This is a genomic window from Sphingobium yanoikuyae, from assembly GCF_013001025.1.
Taxonomy (GTDB): domain Bacteria; phylum Pseudomonadota; class Alphaproteobacteria; order Sphingomonadales; family Sphingomonadaceae; genus Sphingobium; species Sphingobium yanoikuyae_A.
Genome location: NZ_CP053021.1, coordinates 4,580,495 through 4,598,692 on the forward strand (window position 1 = coordinate 4,580,495; position 18,198 = coordinate 4,598,692).

15 protein-coding genes are annotated in these 18,198 nt (G+C 65.0%); 9 read left to right on the forward strand and 6 right to left on the reverse strand.

Annotation, left to right across the window (positions count from 1 at the left end):
• Positions 1-72 precede the first annotated feature (72 nt).
• Together HH800_RS22110 and HH800_RS22115 are read left to right on the forward strand one after the other, a co-directional pair.
• Entirely contained in the window at positions 73-1,164 is a 1,092-nt protein-coding gene (locus HH800_RS22110; RefSeq protein WP_169862417.1) for a branched-chain amino acid aminotransferase, read from the forward strand.
• A 209-nt stretch (positions 1,165-1,373) separates the two neighbouring features.
• Positions 1,374-2,582: a UbiH/UbiF/VisC/COQ6 family ubiquinone biosynthesis hydroxylase gene (locus HH800_RS22115; protein ID WP_169862419.1), complete on the forward strand. Its 1,209-nt coding sequence runs from the start codon at positions 1,374-1,376 to the stop codon at positions 2,580-2,582.
• Positions 2,583-2,716: 134 nt separating this feature from the next.
• On the opposite strand, the gene HH800_RS22120 is transcribed toward HH800_RS22115, so the two are convergent.
• Together HH800_RS22120 and acs are read right to left on the reverse strand one after the other, a co-directional pair.
• Positions 2,717-3,229, reverse strand: coding sequence for a cytochrome b (locus HH800_RS22120; protein WP_169862421.1), 513 nt, complete (start codon positions 3,227-3,229; stop codon positions 2,717-2,719).
• Positions 3,230-3,347: 118 nt separating this feature from the next.
• Entirely contained in the window at positions 3,348-5,291 is a 1,944-nt protein-coding gene (gene acs / locus HH800_RS22125; protein ID WP_169862423.1) for an acetate--CoA ligase, read from the reverse strand.
• A 152-nt stretch (positions 5,292-5,443) separates the two neighbouring features.
• Between acs and HH800_RS22130 the strand changes: the two genes are divergently transcribed.
• The gene (locus tag HH800_RS22130; protein WP_004209410.1) at positions 5,444-6,115 is read left to right on the forward strand and encodes a glutathione S-transferase family protein; all 672 of its coding nucleotides are present in this window, start codon (positions 5,444-5,446) and stop codon (positions 6,113-6,115) included.
• A 21-nt stretch (positions 6,116-6,136) separates the two neighbouring features.
• Here HH800_RS22130 and HH800_RS22135 read toward each other — a convergent pair whose 3' ends face one another.
• Complete coding sequence (locus tag HH800_RS22135) at positions 6,137-7,294, reverse strand: sensor domain-containing diguanylate cyclase (RefSeq protein WP_037519444.1); 1,158 nt, start codon at positions 7,292-7,294, stop codon at positions 6,137-6,139.
• Positions 7,295-7,386: 92 nt separating this feature from the next.
• Positions 7,387-8,271 carry a LysR substrate-binding domain-containing protein gene (locus HH800_RS22140; protein ID WP_004209412.1) on the reverse strand — a complete coding sequence of 295 codons (885 nt, stop codon included), beginning with the start codon at positions 8,269-8,271 and terminating at the stop codon, positions 7,387-7,389.
• A 337-nt stretch (positions 8,272-8,608) separates the two neighbouring features.
• On the opposite strand from HH800_RS22140, the gene HH800_RS22145 reads away from it, so the two are divergent.
• From HH800_RS22145 to HH800_RS22160, 4 genes are all read left to right on the forward strand, one after another.
• Entirely contained in the window at positions 8,609-10,897 is a 2,289-nt protein-coding gene (locus HH800_RS22145; protein WP_169863396.1) for a CDC48 family AAA ATPase, read from the forward strand.
• A 141-nt stretch (positions 10,898-11,038) separates the two neighbouring features.
• Positions 11,039-11,686 carry a class I SAM-dependent methyltransferase gene (locus tag HH800_RS22150; RefSeq protein WP_010335491.1) on the forward strand — a complete coding sequence of 216 codons (648 nt, stop codon included), beginning with the start codon at positions 11,039-11,041 and terminating at the stop codon, positions 11,684-11,686.
• A 110-nt stretch (positions 11,687-11,796) separates the two neighbouring features.
• Entirely contained in the window at positions 11,797-12,900 is a 1,104-nt protein-coding gene (locus HH800_RS22155; RefSeq protein ID WP_169862425.1) for a helix-turn-helix transcriptional regulator, read from the forward strand.
• Positions 12,901-13,261: 361 nt separating this feature from the next.
• Entirely contained in the window at positions 13,262-14,527 is a 1,266-nt protein-coding gene (locus HH800_RS22160) for a glutamate-5-semialdehyde dehydrogenase (protein ID WP_169862427.1), read from the forward strand.
• Between the two features lie 27 nt (positions 14,528-14,554).
• Here the strand turns inward: HH800_RS22160 and kdsA are convergent, their stop codons facing one another.
• Together kdsA and HH800_RS22170 are read right to left on the reverse strand one after the other, a co-directional pair.
• Positions 14,555-15,382: a 3-deoxy-8-phosphooctulonate synthase gene (kdsA, locus tag HH800_RS22165; protein WP_169862429.1), complete on the reverse strand. Its 828-nt coding sequence runs from the start codon at positions 15,380-15,382 to the stop codon at positions 14,555-14,557.
• Between the two features lie 5 nt (positions 15,383-15,387).
• Complete coding sequence (locus HH800_RS22170) at positions 15,388-15,681, reverse strand: hypothetical protein (RefSeq protein WP_004209421.1); 294 nt, start codon at positions 15,679-15,681, stop codon at positions 15,388-15,390.
• Between the two features lie 21 nt (positions 15,682-15,702).
• Here HH800_RS22170 and HH800_RS22175 point away from each other — a divergent pair, with 21 nt between their 5' ends.
• The gene (locus tag HH800_RS22175) at positions 15,703-16,827 is read left to right on the forward strand and encodes a hypothetical protein (protein WP_169862430.1); all 1,125 of its coding nucleotides are present in this window, start codon (positions 15,703-15,705) and stop codon (positions 16,825-16,827) included.
• The gene (locus HH800_RS22180) at positions 16,824-18,194 is read left to right on the forward strand and encodes a cytochrome P450 (RefSeq protein ID WP_169862431.1); all 1,371 of its coding nucleotides are present in this window, start codon (positions 16,824-16,826) and stop codon (positions 18,192-18,194) included. Before HH800_RS22175 ends, HH800_RS22180 begins: the two co-directional genes overlap by 4 nt.
• The last annotated feature ends 4 nt before the right edge of the window (positions 18,195-18,198 follow it).

Sequence of the window (18,198 nt, forward strand, 5' to 3'; positions counted from 1 at the left end):
ATATATGACCAATTGTTTCGCGGGGCCGGATGTGACATAGGCGCCCCCGTCCAACGCATAAGGAGACTCACCATGGACGTCGAACAGAAGTCGCGCTTTACCGTTACCCCCAGCAGCAAGGCTGTGGCGGCGGACGCGCGCGCGGTACTTCTGGAGGATCCGGGCTTCGGCCGGCTCTTCACCGACCATATGGTCACCATCCGCTATACCGAGGGGCAGGGCTGGCACAGCCACAGCGTCGGTCCGCGCGAGCCGTTCCAGCTCGATCCCGCCTGCGCCGTGCTCCATTATGCCCAGGAAATTTTCGAGGGCATGAAGGCCTATCGCCTGGCCGACGGCAGCGTCGCCATGTTCCGGCCGGAGGAAAATGCCCGCCGCTTCGCCGAGTCCGCCGAACGCATGGCGATGCCGGCGATCCCGGAAGACCTGTTCCTCGAAGCGGTCGAGCAGCTGGTGAAGATTGACGCGGACTGGATCCCGTCGGGTGAGGGCAGCCTCTATCTGCGCCCCTTCCTGTTCGCCAGCGAAGCCTTCCTGGGTGTGCGCCCGTCGAACGAATATATTTTCTGCGTCATCGCCTCGCCCGCCGGCGCCTATTTCAAGGGCGGCAAGAAGGCCGTGACCCTGTGGGTGTCGGAACATTATACCCGCGCCGCGCGCGGCGGCACCGGTGCGGCCAAGTGCGGCGGCAATTATGCCGCGTCGCTGGTCGCGCAGAAGGAAGCGATCAAGCATGGTTGCGACCAGGTCGTCTTCCTCGACGCCGCCGAGAATAAGTGGGTCGAGGAACTGGGCGGCATGAACGTCTTCTTCGTCATGGATGACGGCTCGATCGTCACCCCGCCGCTGACCGGCACCATCCTGCCCGGCATCACCCGCAACTCGATCATCAGCCTCGCCCGCGCCAAGGGGCATGAGGTGCGCGAGGAGCCCTACAGCTTCGCCCAGTGGCGCGCCGACGCCGCCAGCGGCAAGCTGCGCGAGGCGTTCGCCTGCGGCACCGCGGCGGTCGTCACGGCGATCGGCACGGTCAAGAGCACCGACGGCGATTTCACCGTCGGCAATGGCGATGGCGGTCTGGTCACCGAAAGCCTGCGCGCCGAACTGACCGGCATCCAGCGCGGCAGCGTGGCCGATCCGGCCGGCTGGGTCCGCACGCTCTGATTTAGAGCCGCACCGGCCCGCACCCCCACCCCCACCCGGCCTCCCATCAGGATACCATGTTTGGGTGGCCGGGTGGGGGTGTGGGCCGGTGCCGATGCGCCGTAGGCGCATTTCCAAAAAGACTCTGAGACAATTTGTCGCCCCCGCTTTCACCCCGAAAGCGGGGGCGATGCTTTTCAAAGCCTTCGCAAGCGCCTAGACAGATGCCCATGCAACGCTTCGACGTCGTCATTCTTGGCGGGGGCCTGGTTGGCCTCACCCTGGGCATCGCTCTTTCGCGCCATGGCGTGCAATGCGCCGTGATCGATCCGGCCGACCCCGTGCAGGCCACGGCCGCCGGCTTCGACGGCCGTGTCTCGGCGATCAGCTCGACCAGCCATGCCATGCTTCAGGCGATCGGCGTTGGCGCGCATCTGGAGGGCAAGGGCTGCCCGATCGACCGCATCTGGGTCAGCGACGGGCTGGAGCCGGGCGCGCTCGATTTCGTGCCGGACGCGGATGATGGCGTGATGGGGACGATGTTCCCCAATCGCGACCTGCGCGTCGCGCTGGCGCAGACCGCGGCCGAAGTCGAAAACCTCACCATTTTCCAGCCCGATCGCGCCGTCCATGTCGATCGCAATGTCGATGGCGTCACCCTGACGCTTCAGAACGGCGCGACGATCCACGGCGCATTGCTGGTCGCGGCGGAAGGGCGCAACAGCCCCACGCGCGAGGCGGCGGGCATCAACACCACCCGTTGGCAATATAAGCACACCGCCATGGTCACGGCGATCGACCATGAAGTGCCGCACGCCAACACCGCCTATGAAATCTTCTATGTCGGCGGACCGCTTGCGCTGCTGCCGATGCTGCCGGGCACCCGCTCGGCCGTGGTCTGGACCGTACCCACCGATCAGGCGCCGGCGATGCTCAAGCTGTCGGAACGCGCCTGGCTCGCCGAAATGCAGAAGCGCATCGGCGGCTTCCTGGGCGAGATCAGCCTGGCCGGCCCGCGCTCCTCCTATCCGCTCGGCTTCCATCATGCCGCGCGCATCACCGACACCCGCCTCGCGCTGGTCGGCGACAGCGCCCATGCCATCCACCCGATCGCCGGACAGGGCCTCAATCTCGGTTTCCGCGACGTGGCGGCTTTGGTCGAGGTGCTGGTGGAAGGGATGCGCCTCGGCCTCGATCCGGGCGATGCGCAGCTGCTCGCCCGCTATCAGCGCTGGCGCGGGCTCGACACGATGATGACCAGCGTCGCGATGGACGGTCTGGTTCGCCTGTTCGACATTCCCGGCAAGCTGCCCTCGCTGGTCCGCCGCGCCGGCCTTGCCGCCGTGCAGCGCACCAGCCTGCTCAAGAACCGCTTCATGGCCGAAGCCCGCGGCCAGTCCGGCGCCCTCCCGCGCCTGCTCGCGGGCGAGATGGTGTAAGGGCAGGCGAGCTATAGTCGCTTAACCATCATCGTCACCCTGAACTTGTTTCAGGGTCCATTTTGCCCAGCAGGCCAACCGTTTGTCGGTCCTGATGGATGCTGAATCAAGTTCAGCATGACGTTAGAGGGAGATCACAGCATCCGCCGCAGCACCCCGTCCTTCAGCATGAAATGATGGCGCAGCGCTGCCAAGATGTGAACGATGATGAGCGCGCTCCACAGCCAGGGGATCAGCTCATGCGCCTCGTGCGATAGGCCGACGATCGCATCGCCCTTGGCCACGCCGAATTTCGGCACGTCGAACAGGAAGAACCAGTTGAGCGGCCGCTCGCCCGCCGATGACATGATCCAGCCCGACAGTGGCACGATCAGCATGAAGGCATAGAAGGCCAAATGGGTGAGGTTGGCGGCCAGCTTCTCCCAGCCCGGCATCGCGGCCGGCAGCGCCGGCGGCTTGTGCCCCAGCCGCCAGACGATGCGCAGGATTGTCAGCGCCAGCACAGTGAGGCCGATCGACTTGTGGACCGGCATCACCTTCCAGTCCTTGGGTAGGCTGTCATGGGCAAAGCCCAGCCACAGATTGACCAGGATCAGGATCGCGATGATCCAGTGCAACAGGCGGGCGACGGACGTGTAACGGGCCATGGGCTGCTCCTTTTACGGAAGTCTCGCCTGGACCCTGCGCGCGCTACCTCGCCCGCACGGCCCAGCTATGTCGAAAGGATACGCACGGGCACGATAAGTTCCTTATCCGGCGTGTCTTTTATCCCTGACGATTGGCGACCAGATTATCCACAACCGACGGATCGGCAAGTGTACTAACGTCCCCCAGCGCCTGCGCGGACACTTCGCCCTCGGCGATCTTGCGCAGGATGCGGCGCATGATCTTGCCCGAACGGGTCTTGGGCAGGCCGGGCGCGAACTGGATCGCATCGGGCGTGGCGATCGGGCCGATCTCGGTCCGCACCCATTTCACCAGATCCTTGCGCAAATCGTCGCTCGGCTCCTCGTTCGCGTTCAGCGTGACATAGGCATAAATGCCCTGGCCCTTGATGTCGTGCGGGAAGCCGACCACGGCCGCCTCGGCGACGCTTTCATGCAGCACCAGCGCGCTCTCGACCTCGGCCGTGCCCATGCGATGGCCCGACACGTTGATGACGTCGTCGACCCGGCCGGTGATCCAGTAATAGCCGTCGGCGTCGCGCCGCGCGCCGTCGCCGGTGGTATATTTGCCGGGGAAGGTGGTGAAATAGGTCTGGAAGAAGCGCTCATGGTCGCCCCACACCGTGCGCATCTGGCCCGGCCAGCTGCCCGCGATCACCAGATTGCCTTCGGTCGCGCCCTCCTGCACCGCGCCGTCGCCGTCCAATATCTGGGGAATGACGCCGGGCATCGGCAGGGTCGCGCTGCCGGGTTTCAGGTCGGTGGCGCCGGGCATCGGTGCGATCATCGCGCCGCCGGTCTCGGTCTGCCACCAGGTGTCGATGATCGGACAGCGGCCTTCGCCGATCACGCCATGATACCAGCGCCAGGCTTCGGGATTGATCGGTTCGCCGACCGTGCCCAGCACGCGCAGCGACGCGCGGCTGGTCGACCGGACATAATCGTCGCCCTCCTTCATCAGCGCGCGCAGCGCCGTGGGGGCGGTGAAGATGGTGTGGACCTGATGCTTGTCGACCACTTCCCAGATGCGCGCCGGGGTCGGCCAGTTGGGCACGCCCTCATACATCAGGGTCGTCGCGCCGTTCGCCAGCGGACCGTAGACGATATAGCTGTGGCCCGTGACCCAGCCGATGTCGGCGGCGCACCACCAGATGTCGTCGGGCCGATAGTCGAAGCACAGTTCATGGGTCAGGCTGGCCCACAGCAGATAGCCGCCACTCGTATGCAGCACGCCCTTGGGCTTGCCGGTCGAGCCGGAGGTGTAGAGGATGAACAGCGGGTCTTCCGCATTCATCGGTTCGGGCGGGCATTCGGCAGATACCTGCGCCGCGGCTTCATGCAGCCAGATGTCGCGCCCCTCCCGCATCTGCACCGCGCCGCCGGTCGCCTGCACGACGACCACCTTGTTGACGCAGGGCGCCTCGGCCAGCGCGGCGTCGACATTGGCCTTCAGCGGCACGGTCTTGCCGGCCCGGCGCCCTTCGTCGGCGGTGATGACGATGGTCGAATCGCAATCGACCAGGCGCCCGGCCAGCGCCTCGGGCGAAAAGCCGCCGAACACCACGCTGTGGATCGCGCCGATCCGCGCGCAGGCGAGCAGGGCGAAGGCCGCCTCGGGGATCATCGGCATATAGACGGTGATCCGGTCGCCCTTCTGCGCGCCGGCGTCCTTCAGCACATTGGCGAGGCGGCAGACTTCCTCATGCACCTGCTTGTAGGTGTAGCGGCGCACGTCGGCGTCCGGGCTGTCGGGTTCCCAGATGATGGCGACCTGGTCGCCGCGCTCGGCCAGATGCCGGTCGATGCAGTTGGCGCTGACGTTCAGTTCACCGTCGGCGAACCATTTGACGCCGAAATCCGCCTCATGGAAGCTGCTTTCATCGGCCTTGGTCGGCGGCGTGATCCAGTCCAGCCGCTGCGCCCGCTCCAGCCAATAGGCGTCGGCGTCCTCGATCGAGCGTGCATAATCGGCCGCGCGGCCTTCCCGGTCCAACAGGGCCTGGGCGGCCCATTGGGAGGGAACCGGGAAGAAATCGTCAGACATCCAGCTATCCTTTCCTGTGCGCTAAATTCCATGCGCTTGCAGCAGGTTGTAGGAGGCGCGCAGCACGACTTAAAGGGGCGATGCGCGTTTCGCCGCGTTTCTGTGTTTTTGCGCCTTTCCCGGCGCGCGGCCCCGGCCTAACAGAAGATCATATGTGGCAACTTTTCCAATTCCCGCTCTGTCCCTTCTCCCGCAAGGTTCGTCTGCTGCTTGGCGAGAAAGGCATCGGCTATGATCTGGTGCGCGAATCTCCCTGGGAAATGCGCGACGAGTTTCTGGATCTCAATCCGGCCGGCACCACCCCGGTGGTCGTCGATCAGGAAAAGGGCGTCACGCTGATCGACAGCCAGGCGATCTGCGAATATTTCGAGGAAACGGTCGAAAAATTCCCGCTCATTTCCGGCACGGCGGCGGGCCGGGCGGAAGTGCGGCGCCTGACCGCCTTCTTCGACCAGAATTTCTACGGCGATGTCGTTGGCCCGCTGCTGCATGAACGGATGAAGAAGCGGCTGATCGAGCGCGTCTCGCCCGATGCCCGCGTCCTGCGCGAAGCGATGCGCCGCGCGAACGTCCATATGGACTATATGGATTATCTGCTCGACCATCGCAGCTGGATGGCCGGCGGTACGCTCAGCCTTGCCGATATCGCGGCGGCAGCGCATCTTTCGGTGGCGGATTATCTGGGCGGCATCGACTGGGCCGGGCATGAGCCGGTCAAGCGCTGGTATGCCGGCTTCAAGTCACGCCCCTCCTTCCGTCCGCTCCTGTCCGAACGGATGGAAGTCATCACCCCGCCGACCCATTATGAAAAGCCCGATTTCTAAAGGGCACGGGCACGAAGCGGCCTAGTCCGCTTCGGCCGCCAGATAGACGCGGTTGCGGCCATGTTCCTTGGCCAGGTAGAGCGCCCGGTCGGCGGCCTTCAGCGCGGCGCGCGGGTCTTCATAGGCCAGGACATTGGCGACGCCGGCGGAAAAGCTCACCCGCTCCATTCGCTCGCCATTGGTGCGGTTGACCAGGCTGCGATTGGCCAGATCCTCGCGCACCGCATCCACCGCCTCACAGGTCTCGGCCGCCGTCTTGCCGCGAAACAGCATGACGAACTCCTCGCCGCCATGGCGGGCGACATGGCAGCGGTCATCGGACGCCTTGGCCAGCAGCCCGGCGACGAATTTCAGCACCCGGTCGCCGGTCTCATGGCCATGGGTGTCGTTGACCAGCTTGAAATGATCGATGTCGCAGAAGGCGACCGACAATTGCTCGTCGCCTTCCTTCGCCAGCTTCAACTCCTCGCGCAGCACGCCTTCGAAGGCGCGGCGATTGGGCAGGCCGGTCAGATGGTCATGCTCGGCGGCGCGACGCGCGGTCTCCAGGCTCGATTTCAGCGCCTGGGTCTGCTTCTGGTTCTCGCGCAGCTGGGTTTCGACCTGGCGGGTCTTTTCCACCATCGACCGGGTCAGGCTGACCAGCCGGGCCAGGATCGGCTCATTGTCGGCACCGGCGGCCAGGCCCTTGGCCTGTTCCTGCAATGCCGCGCCATAATCCTTGGCCGAATTGCGGGATTCGGTCATCAGCCCGGTGAATTCGTCCAGATTTTCCTCGACCTTGTCGAGCATGGAGGCGAGCGCGTCGGGCGTCACCTCATCCGCGCGCTGGCTGGCGGCGAGCGATTCCATCCAGGCGTTGCTGATCTTGCCGCGCTCCATCAGCACCGCCTGCACCGCCTTTTCCACGCCGATGCTGGCGCCGGTCAGATAGTCGAGCGCGACGCCGAAATTGAGTGGCGTCAGGTCCAGATCATGGGCGAACAGAAATTCGCCGATTTCCTCGTAGAGGCGCCGACGGCGATTGATCTCGCGACTGGCGGCACTGCCGGCGCGGGCGCGTGGCTCGCTCTCCACCTGCGGTTCGTCCGGCTTGCCGGACAGGCCACGGGCCCAGCGGGAAAGGCGGTCGGTCAGCCCATGGTGCGAGCCGGCGGTGGATGTGGTTGATCCAGTCATGCCGCTTATAACGGAGGCGCCCGATCAAGGTTAAGGGAGCGCTCGGCAAAAGTCGCAGGAACTTCAATCCGTGACAAATTTTCTACTAGGATTCAGATATTTGCCGCCACCAGCCAATCGCGGAAGATGCGCACCGACCGGGTCTGCAACGCGCGCGGGCGACAGACGAAATAATAGCGATAGGGGCTGTCGCAACGGATATTGGGGAACAGCCGGATCAGGCGGGGGTCACCCGACTGCTCGAAATGGCTGGCATGCATGACCGCCACGCCCAGTCCCTGGGCGGCGGCTTCCAGCATCAGCTGGCCGGAATCATAATTGTCGATCGCCAGCGGCTGCAGGTCGGGAATGCCGGCCACGTCCTTCCACGCATCGAAGGAAAGGGCCATGTCGCGATGCAGCAGGATCGTCTGTTGCGCCAGTTCGCTGGGCGACGCCAGCGCATTGGGGCCTTCCACCATTTCGCGCCGGCCGATCAGATAGACCTGCTCATGGTCCAGCTCATAGGCATAGAGCGCCGGGTCGATATCCTTGCTGGCCAGCACGATCGCCGCGTCCAGCCCTTCGCCCAGCCGCGCCACGGCATGGGGCGTCGTTTCGATGTCGATGTGCAGCTGCGGATGCTGCTGGCGCAGCCGGCCCAGATGCGGGAAAAGGCGCTGCGTCGCGAACAGCGGCATCACCGCCAGGCGCAGGCGCAACTGATTGCCGCCGCTCTGGATATTCTCCAGGGCCTGGCTGAGCGAATCCAGCGCCGGGGCGATGTCGTCAAGCAGCCGCTGGCCTTCGGAATTGATCTCCAGCGCCTGATGCTTGCGGTCGAACAGCGGGCGTCCGATGAACCGCTCCAGCGCCTGGACGCGACGGCTGAGTGCCGGCGTCGACAGGGCGAGTTCTTCGGCAGCCGCCTTGACCGAGCCAAGACGGGCAACCTGAACAAAGGCCTCCAGGGCCGTAAGAGGCGGCAATCTGCGCATAATCGTCAAATTCTATAAGCCGGTCCGCTGCGTCGCATCATCTGTCATTATCGAACGGCGCGCTTCCCCGGTTCAAGCATCCTGACCTGCAATGAGCAGGAAAACGCGGCAAATGGCAAGATGCAAAAATTGCAACCACCCGATTCTTTTCGCACTTGCAAAATTACCTGCTGCAGCGCACATAGGAAAGGCCTTTCAGGCATCCTCTCCTATAAACTTTCCGGGCTGGCGCTTGCGCTGGCCCTTTTTTTGTTCCGGGCATAACGAAGCACGGCCCCTTTCCCTCACCCCCGGCGTTACCTATCTTCGTTTCGCAACCAAAAGGACGGGGATGACCATGGCCGATCAGGACAGCAGCGGACGCAGGATTCAGGTCGCCAATGCGCGGCCGGAGGATGCCGGGCGCGGTTTGGCGCGGCTTCCGCTGACGGTAATGGCCGAATTGCAACTGGCCGAAGGCGATGTTGTCGAGATTGTCGGCAAGCGATCGACTCCGGCGCGGGTGGTGCGCCCCTATAAGGAAGATGAAGGTCTGGACGTCCTGCGCCTGGATGGTTTGCAGCGCGCCAATGCCGGCGTTGGCTCGGGCGACTTCGTTCAATTGCGCAAGATCGATCCGCGTCCGGCCCAGCGCGTGGTGTTCGCGCCTGCACAAAATAATCTTCGTCTCCAGGGCAATCCCGATGCGCTGAAGCGCGTTTTCTTTCAACGCCCCCTCGTCGCGGGCGATGTCGTCGCCACCGCCGGCCAGCAACAGGTGCCGCCCGGCGACATGCCACCCCATCTGCGCCAGATGCTGGCGGCGCCGGCCTATGCGCTCCAGGAAATCCGCCTGATCGTGGTGTCGACCGTGCCCAAGGGCATCGTCCATATCGATGCCGAGACCGAGGTGGAGCTGCGCGCCGAATATGAGGAGCCGCGCGAATCCCGCCGCGCCGACGTCACCTATGACGATGTCGGCGGCATGGCGGAAACGATCGACCAACTGCGCGAGATGGTCGAACTGCCGCTGCGCTATCCCGAATTGTTCGAGCGGTTGGGCGTCGATCCGCCCAAGGGGGTGATGCTCCATGGCCCGCCGGGCACCGGCAAGACCCGGCTGGCCCGCGCCGTCGCCAATGAATCGGAAGCCGAATTCTTCCTCATCAACGGGCCCGAGATCATGGGTTCGGCCTATGGCGAGTCGGAAAAGAAGCTGCGCGACATTTTCGAGGAAGCGGCCAAGGCGGCACCCTCGATCCTCTTCATCGACGAGATCGACTCGATTGCGCCCAAGCGTGGCCAGGTCACCGGCGAGACGGAAAAGCGCCTCGTCGCCCAGCTTCTCACCCTGATGGACGGGCTGGAGCCGCGCACCAATCTGGTCGTCATCGCCGCCACCAACCGGCCCGAGGCGATCGATGAGGCGCTGCGCCGTCCCGGCCGGTTCGACCGCGAAATCGTCGTCGGCGTCCCCGACGAACGCGGCCGGCGCGAGATATTGGGCATCCACACCCGCGGCATGCCGCTGGGCGACCGGGTCGACCTCGCCGAACTGGCGCGCATGACCTATGGCTTTGTCGGTGCCGATCTCGCCGCGCTGACCCGCGAGGCCGCGATCGAGACGGTACGCCGGCTGATGCCGCGCCTCAATCTGGAGGAAGGCACGATCCCGCCCGACGTGCTGGAGGATCTGTCCGTCACGCGGGAGGATTTCCTCTCGGCGATCAAGCGGGTCCAGCCCTCGGCCATGCGCGAGGTGATGGTGCAGGCGCCCAATATCGGCTGGGCCGACATTGGCGGCCTCGACGATGCGCAGATGCGGCTCAAGGAAGGGGTCGAACTGCCGCTCAAGGATCCCGACGCCTTCCGGCGCCTGGGCATTCGCCCGGCCAAGGGCTTCCTCCTCTATGGTCCGCCGGGCACCGGCAAGACCTTGCTGGCCAAGGCGGTCGCGCGTGAGGCGCAGGCCAATTTCATCGCCACCAAATCGAGCGACCTCCTGTCCAAATGGTATGGCGAGAGCGAGCAGCAGATCGCCCGCCTGTTCGCCCGCGCGCGACAGGTGGCGCCGACCGTCATCTTCATCGACGAACTCGACAGCCTGGTCCCCGCCCGTGGCGGTGGCCTGGGCGAGCCGGTGGTGACGGAGCGGGTGGTCAACACCATCCTCGCCGAAATGGACGGGCTGGAGGAATTGCAGTCGGTGGTCGTCATCGGCGCCACCAATCGGCCCACCCTGGTCGATCCGGCGCTGCTGCGCCCCGGCCGCTTCGACGAACTCATCTATGTGCCGGTGCCCGACCAGGCCGGGCGCAAGCGCATCCTGGCGATCCATACCAAGAAGATGCCGCTGGCGTCCGACGTCGATCTGGATCAGCTGGCGGCCCGGACGGAGCGGTTCACCGGCGCGGACCTGGAGGATCTGTCCCGTCGGGCCGGCCTGATCGCGCTGCGCCAGTCGCTGCAGGTCGAAGCCGTCACCATGGCCCATTTCGAGGCAGCACTGGAGGAAACCCGCGCCTCTGTGACGCCGGAAATGGAGCGGGAATATGAGCAGATCCAGGCGACCTTGAAGCAGAGCGCGATGCAGGTCGATCCGATCGGCTTCATTGCGCCCGGCATGCTGCGCGCCCGCGAACGCTGATGGACTTGGGATAAGCGCGCGGCCAGGCGGTGGGTGAACCCATCGCCTGGCCGCGCGTTCTATCCCGTGGCGCGCAAAGCCGCTTGCCAGCGGACATCAATTTTGCGAGGCCGATTCTGTTAGTCAGTCAGGCGGATTTTGATGGCCTCCCTACCGTTCAAAGACAAGAAGACCAGGATTTCGACGCGCGGTGGCAGCCGCTCCTTCCGTAGCCAGTGGGCCATGTTCTTCCGCCAGTTCATGAAGCATCCCGGCATGATCGGTTCGGTCATCCCCTCCTCGTCGCAACTGGTCGCGCGCTCGCTGGACGGCGTCGACTGGGCGCGGACCCGCCTGTTCGTCGAATATGGTCCGGGTGTCGGCACCTTCACCCAGGCCATTCTCGATCGCATGCATCCCGACGCGATCCTGCTGGCGATCGACCTCAATCTCGATTTCGTCGCCTATCTGGAGGATGCGATCGACGATCCGCGCCTGCGCGTCGTCCATGGCTCGGCCGCCGACGTGCGCCGCTTCGTCAAGGAAGCGGGCTATCAGAAGGCGGATTACGTCCTTTCGGGCCTGCCCTTTTCCACCCTGCCGGCGGGCGTGGGCGAAACCATCTGTGAAGAGACGCGCGCCGTGCTGCGGCCGGGTGGCAGCTTCATCATCTACCAATATTCGCGCTATGTCCGCCGCCTGATCGACCCGCTGTTCGGCCAGGTCAGCGACGAACTGGAATGGCGCAACATTCCCCCCTGTCGCCTGTTCCGCGCGGCCAAGGACGAAGCGCTGGCCCAGGCGGCCTGATCTTTCCTGATCTGTATTAATATCTGGCAGAAATTACGTAATCCGGCCTGCTGCGCGTTTGACTCCGCGATCGACTTGGGCAACCAATTGCCTGGGGACAAGGGGGTTATATGGCGTCTTATTACGCCGAAGGCAGCGACCCGTGGGCCGACCTCTTCTTGTCGGCTGCGCTGGAGCCGCACCTGTGGGATGCGGCGCTGCGCGCCATGGCCCAGGCAACCGGGTCGTGCCATGGCCAATTGATCGGTTTCGGTCCGGGGGCAGCAGCCTTCAACTGGATCAGCGACGTGGCGCCGGATATTATCGAAAAGTCATCGATGATAGACGGCGCTGCCCCGGACCTCAATTTCCGGGTCGCGGCCGACCGACTGCCGGCGCGCCCGGCGATCGTGCATGAAGCCCATTATGATGTCGCGCGCCAGGCACTGCGCGCGGATGACTATCTCGACCTGTGCAGCGACTATGACATTTTCCACGGATGCCAGACGCGTCTGGTCGCCGACGACAATGTGATGATCGGCTTCGCCCTGCTGCGCAGCGAGGCTGATGGCCGCACCAGTGTGGAACAGCGCGACCTGTTCGCCAAGCTGGCCGGTCATGCCCGCCATGCCGTCCGGCTGCAGCGGGCGATCGAGCAACAGGGCTTCGGCCTGCTGGCCGGCACGTTCGAGACCATGGACCGCGCCTGCTGGCTGCTCGACGCGACCGGGCGGGTAGGGGGCATGACGCCGCGTGCCGATGCCTTGCTGTCGACCAGCCGGCTGCGGGTCGGGGACGGCTGGCTGCAGAGCGACCGGGGCGACGAGACGCGCGCAATTTTGCGATCCATACGCGCGGTGGTGGATGTGCCGGCGCGCGAAGCCGATCCGGTGGCGCTTGCCGATGCCGATGGCGGCGTTGGCATCATGCTCGAATTTTTCCCCTTACCCTCCCGCCCCTGGGCACTGCCCTTTGCGCCGCATGCGATGATCGTCGCGCGCGTCGGCGCGCCGACCGAACGCCATGTCCGCCTGCTCATGCGCACTTTCCGCCTGACCCCGGCCGAAGCGGACATCGCCATCCATCTGGCCGCGGGGATGAGTCGTGCGGATATTGCCCAGCGCCGCGGCGTTTCGGCCGAGACGCTCAAGGCCCAGTTGCGCTCCATCTATGACAAGACGGGTTGCAACCGGGAATCGCAGCTGGTGCGCATCGTCGGGATGATGAGCAGCTGAGCCTATCCTTTTATTGCATAAATTTCGCAATTTACCCCTATCGGGGTATGCATCCGCGCCGTTGAAGAGCTAGGTGATTCGACGGGGCAGGAGCATCTTGCCTGCCGACGGCCGATCCATATGCGACCCATGGGTCGGCCGCCGGCATCTCTTCCTGTCTCCCCACACTTCGTCAGGGTTCCGTCCCGCGACATTTTCGTGCTAAGCCACTGCCGGATTTGAAGCATCGTGCGAAAAGTGGGCGAGCTGGAGTCGAGTGCCTCCGGCTCGGGTTTTTCGCTTCAAACGATGCGCCAAACAAAAGATGGATCGCGCGACCTGCGTTGGATTTGACGCAGCGCGCGTTAGCGTGAGATTACCGATGAACGACCTGACGCAGACCCCCGAAATGCTGATCGCGCAGATGGGCGCGCGTGCGCGCCGCGCCGCCGCCCTGCTCGCGCCAGCCGGGGACGCGCAGAAGGTCGATGCGCTGCGCCGCGCCGCCCAGGCCCTGCGCGACCAGGCGCCCGCCATCCTCGCCGCCAATGCGCGCGACATGGACAATGGCATCGACAATGGCCTGTCCGCCGCGATGCTCGACCGGCTGCGGCTGGACGAGGATCGGATTGCCGCCATGGCCGTCGGCGTGGATCAGGTGGCGACCCTCGATAATCCGCTCGGCAGCGTGATCGACTCCTCCGTGCGCCCCAATGGTCTGGAACTCAGCCGCGTGCGCGTGCCGCTGGGCGTCATCGGCATCATCTATGAAAGCCGCCCCAACGTCACCGCCGACGCCGCTGCCCTCTGCCTGCGCGCCGGCAATGCCGTGATCCTGCGCGGCGGCAGCGAGGCGAAGGAAAGCAACCGCGCCATCCACGCTGCCATGGCAGAGGGGATCGCTGCCGCCGGCCTGCCCGCCGATGCGGTGCAGCTCATTCCCACCACCGATCGCGCGGTGGTCGGCGCGTTGCTGCGCGCATCGGATTTCGTCGACCTCATCGTGCCGCGCGGCGGCAAGAGCCTGGTGTCGCGGGTGCAGGAAGAGGCGCGGGTGCCCGTGCTCGCCCATCTCGACGGCATCAATCACAGCTATGTCGATGGCGCGGCCGATCCGGCCATGGCGGAAAGCCTGGTCTTGAATGCCAAGCTGCGCCGGACCGGCGTCTGCGGTTCGACCGAAACGGTGCTGATCGACCGCGCCTATGGTCACGCCTCCGTGTTGGTGAAGGCGCTGCTCGACGCCAAGTGTGAAGTGCGCGGCGATGATGCGGTGCAGGCGATGGACGATCGCGTGATTGCCGCGTCGGATGAGGATTGGGACACCGAATATCTCGACGCCATCGTCTCGATCCGGCTGGTCGACGGCGTGGAAGAGGCGATCGCCCATATCGCCGCCCATGCCAGCCATCATACCGACGCCATCATCACCGAGGATGCGGCGGTCGCCGAACGCTTCCTCAACGCCGTCGACAGCGCGATCGTGATGTGGAACGCCTCGACCCAGTTCGCCGATGGCGGCGAGTTCGGCCTGGGCGCGGAAATCGGCATCTCGACCGGCCGCCTCCACGCCCGCGGCCCGGTCGCGCTCGAAGGGCTCACCACCTATAAATGGATCGTGCGCGGTCGCGGCCAGGCCCGACCCTAGGGCATTTTGCGGGGTGAAGGGGGAGACTTACCCCTTCACCACCGTATCGATCGCCTTCAACTGCTTCAGCATCGGCCCGACCCAGTCGAGCTTGAGCATCACCGGCCCGTCCGACGGCGCATTGTCGGGGTCTTCATGCGCCTCGGCGAAGATCGCCGCCACGCCCGCGGCCACCGCGCTGCGCGCCAGCAGCGGCGCATAGTCGCGCTGTCCGCCCGACGCCGAACCCAGCCCGCCGGGCTGCTGCACCGAATGGGTGGCGTCGAACACGACCGGATAGCCGGTTTCCGCCATCACCGGCAGCGCGCGCATGTCGCTCACCAGCGTATTATAGCCGAAGCTCGCGCCGCGCTCGGTCAGCAGGATGCGCTCGTTGCCGGTCGACGCGACCTTCTGCGCCACCGCCGCCATGTCCCATGGGGCCAGGAACTGCCCCTTCTTGACGTTGATCACCGCGCCGGTCTTCCCCGCCGCGATCAGCAGGTCGGTCTGGCGACAGAGAAAGGCCGGGATCTGCAGGATATCCACCGCCTGCGCCGCCGCCTCCACCTGTTCGGGGCCATGAATGTCGGTCAGCACCGGGCAGCCCAGTGTCGCCTTCACCTCGGCCAGGATCGCCAGCCCCGCATCGATGCCGACGCCGCGCTTGCCCGATACCGACGTGCGGTTCGCCTTGTCGAAGCTGCTCTTGAAGATGAAGGGCACGCCCGCATCCGCCGCCGCCTTCGCCAGCGCATCGGCCATGAACAGCGCATGGTCGCGGCTTTCGATCTGGCAGGGGCCGGAAATCAGGACGAAGGGCAGGTCGTTGCCGAAACTGATCGGGCCGACCTTCACATGCTTGGGATCGCTCATGCCGCTCACTTGGGCGCCTTTGCGAAGCGGCGCAACAATTGTCCGCGCCACAGCCCCTTGCCGGGATGATAATTCCAGCAGAACCAGCCAAAGGTCAGGCAGGCGAGCAGCGAAGGCAGCGCCATCGGGTCGCCATTGGCCTTCATATGGCGATAGAATGTCATGTCGGCGCGCCAGCGGTCGCGCTCGCTGCCGCCGCCATTGATGCCGTACATATTGTCATGCTTCCTACAGCCGACATTCCGGTTGTATTTGCGATGGTCTATGAAATAGCAGTAGTCGCGTTCGGGCGTGGTCATGTCCCGATTAGGACCGGGGCAGTGCAGAAATTCAAGCGTAAAGTCTTTTACCTGGGTGGTTTTGATCCGCGCGGCGTCCGTTTCTATCACCAGCTCTATCGCGATCAGGCGGCCCGCTACACCGCGCTGACCGGCGAAGCGGTGGCGGTCAGCGCGCGCCGCGCCGGCCCCGCCAACAGCGCGATCTGGACCGTCACCAACGCCAGCGCCGGGGTCGAGACCGACTATGAATATCTCCGCTGGGAAGATCTGATCGGCAAGGTCTGGATTCGCCATCCCTTCACCCTCGCCTGGCGCGCCGCCCGCGCCTATGCCGGCCATGCCCGGCTGATGCAGTTCGGCCGGATGCGCAAATTGCGCCGCGGCCCGGTGATCACCATCCTCTATCCGCCGATCCTGGCCGTGCTGATCCCGCTGCTGCTGGCGCTTGTCCCGGCGCTGCTGCTGTCGCTGCTGCTGCCCTTCTGGGCCAGCGCGCTGGTCGGCATCGGCATCAGCGCTTTCTTCTCCGGCCGCATCCTTAACAAGCTGGTCGTGCCCTGGCTGCTGCGCTTCATGACCTATCATGGCGCGCTCGCCGCAGACGGGCCGGGCGACGAGCTCAATGCCCGGCTCGACCAGTTCGCCGCCCGCATCGCGGCGGAGCTGGACGGCGACTGGGACGAGATCCAGCTCGTCACCCACAGCGCCGGCACCATATTGGGCATGAGCCTGCTGCGCCGCATCCTCGCGTTGCGCGGCGGCGCGCTGCCCGACCATTTCGTCATGGTCGGCATGGGGCAGGTGGTGCCGGTGATCGGCCTGCGCCGCGACGCGCGCTGGTATCATGCCGACCTCAAGGCGCTCGCCGACCAGCCTTTCCGCTATGTCGACATCAGCTCGCCGCCCGACGGCGCGGCCTATTACAACGTCAATCCGCTGCGCCTTGTCGCCGATCAATTTGCCGCGCGGGTGGACATGCTATCGCCGCGTTTCCATCTCTTCTACTTGGCCGAAAATTATCACGGGGGCTGGTCCAACAAATATGAGGCGCATTTCGATTATCTCAGGGTCGGCGACCGCCTGTCGCCGCTGGATTTCGTGAGCCTGACCGCTGGCCGCCGCAGCGTGGACGAAGCCGTCGCCGCCTTCCGGACGATCCCGTGAGCGCGCCTTTCACGCCCCCCTATCCCGAACCGCCCAAGTCGAAGCGCGGCCTCGTCAAACGCTTCCTGCGCGGCTGGCATAGCTGGATCCATGTGCTGTTCGACAAAAGCTACACGATGAAGATGGGCGAGATCCGCATGCCGGGTCAGACCATGTATATCGCCAACGAACTGCCGCTGGTGGACAAGATCCTCAAGGGTGGCACTGCCTTCCCCAAGCATAGCGAACTGGTCCGCAATCTCGATCCGCTGATCGGCAATTCGGTCTTCTCCGCCAATGGCGAGGATTGGGAAAGCCAGCGGGCGATGGTCAATCCCGCCTTCGCCCATACTGCGCTCAATCGGTCCATGCCGCTGATGGTCGCCGCCGCCGACGATCTGCTCGCCCGGCTCGACGCCGCCGATCGGTCGAAGCCGGTCGATATCGACCCGATGATGACCCATGTCGCGGCCGACATCATCTTCCGCACCCTCTTCTCGCAGACGCTGGACGAGGAACGCTCCAACATCATCCACACCGCTTTTGGCCGGTTCCAGCGGCTCGCCCATTCGGCCTCGATGCTGCGCCTCTACGGCATTCCCGCCGGCTGGTTCGAGAAGCGCTCGAAAGGGCCGGCCCGCGCCATCCATGACGTGTTCCGTCCGATCGTCGAGGCCCGTTACGAAGGCTATCATGGCCGGGGCGAGGCGCCCCATCGCGACATTCTGCAGTCGCTAATCGAGGTGCAGGACGCTCAGACCGGCGTCCATTTTACCTGCGAACAGGTGATGGAACAGGTCTCGACCATCTTCCTCGCTGGCCATGAAACCTCGGCCAGCACCATGACCTGGGCGCTCTACATGCTCGCCGAATGCGCCCATATCCAGGATCGGGTCCGCGCCGAAGTGGCCGGCATCGCTGGCGACGCAATGCTGACGGCGTCGATGCTCAAGGATATGGGTCATGTCCGCAACATCTTCCGCGAAACGCTGCGCCTCTATCCGCCGGTCGCCTTCTTCCCGCGCGAAGTCACCTGCCCGATGGAGATGCGCGACAAGCAGTTGGAAGAAGGATCGATGCTGGTCGTCGCGCCCTGGCTGACCCAGCGCAACAAGGACAACTGGGCCTGCCCGCACGCCTTCGATCCCGACCGGTTCGATGATCCGGCCAATGTCGACATGGTGAAACAGGCCTGGTTCCCCTTCGGTCGCGGCCCGCGCGTCTGCGTCGGCGCCGGCTTCGCCCAGCAGGAGGTGATGACGGTAATCGCCTCGGTCATCCGCCGCTACCGCCTCACCATGCCCGCCGGCTTCAAGCCCGAACCCATCAGCCGCCTCACCATCCGCCCCAGGACCGGCATGAAATTGCTGTTCGAGCGGGTGGGGTAACTCG

Coding starts and splice junctions, on each gene's coding strand:
- HH800_RS22140 (WP_004209412.1), bottom strand. CDS start 8,271: ATGCGCAGATTGCCGCCTCTTACGGCCCTGGAGGCCTTTGTTCAGGTT.
- HH800_RS22150 (WP_010335491.1), top strand. CDS start 11,039: ATGGCCTCCCTACCGTTCAAAGACAAGAAGACCAGGATTTCGACGCGC.
- HH800_RS22115 (WP_169862419.1), top strand. CDS start 1,374: ATGCAACGCTTCGACGTCGTCATTCTTGGCGGGGGCCTGGTTGGCCTC.
- HH800_RS22155 (WP_169862425.1), top strand. CDS start 11,797: ATGGCGTCTTATTACGCCGAAGGCAGCGACCCGTGGGCCGACCTCTTC.
- HH800_RS22130 (WP_004209410.1), top strand. CDS start 5,444: ATGTGGCAACTTTTCCAATTCCCGCTCTGTCCCTTCTCCCGCAAGGTT.
- HH800_RS22135 (WP_037519444.1), bottom strand. CDS start 7,294: ATGACTGGATCAACCACATCCACCGCCGGCTCGCACCATGGGCTGACC.
- HH800_RS22110 (WP_169862417.1), top strand. CDS start 73: ATGGACGTCGAACAGAAGTCGCGCTTTACCGTTACCCCCAGCAGCAAG.
- kdsA (WP_169862429.1), bottom strand. CDS start 15,382: ATGAGCGATCCCAAGCATGTGAAGGTCGGCCCGATCAGTTTCGGCAAC.
- acs (WP_169862423.1), bottom strand. CDS start 5,291: ATGTCTGACGATTTCTTCCCGGTTCCCTCCCAATGGGCCGCCCAGGCC.
- HH800_RS22160 (WP_169862427.1), top strand. CDS start 13,262: ATGAACGACCTGACGCAGACCCCCGAAATGCTGATCGCGCAGATGGGC.
- HH800_RS22120 (WP_169862421.1), bottom strand. CDS start 3,229: ATGGCCCGTTACACGTCCGTCGCCCGCCTGTTGCACTGGATCATCGCG.
- HH800_RS22145 (WP_169863396.1), top strand. CDS start 8,609: ATGGCCGATCAGGACAGCAGCGGACGCAGGATTCAGGTCGCCAATGCG.
- HH800_RS22170 (WP_004209421.1), bottom strand. CDS start 15,681: ATGACCACGCCCGAACGCGACTACTGCTATTTCATAGACCATCGCAAA.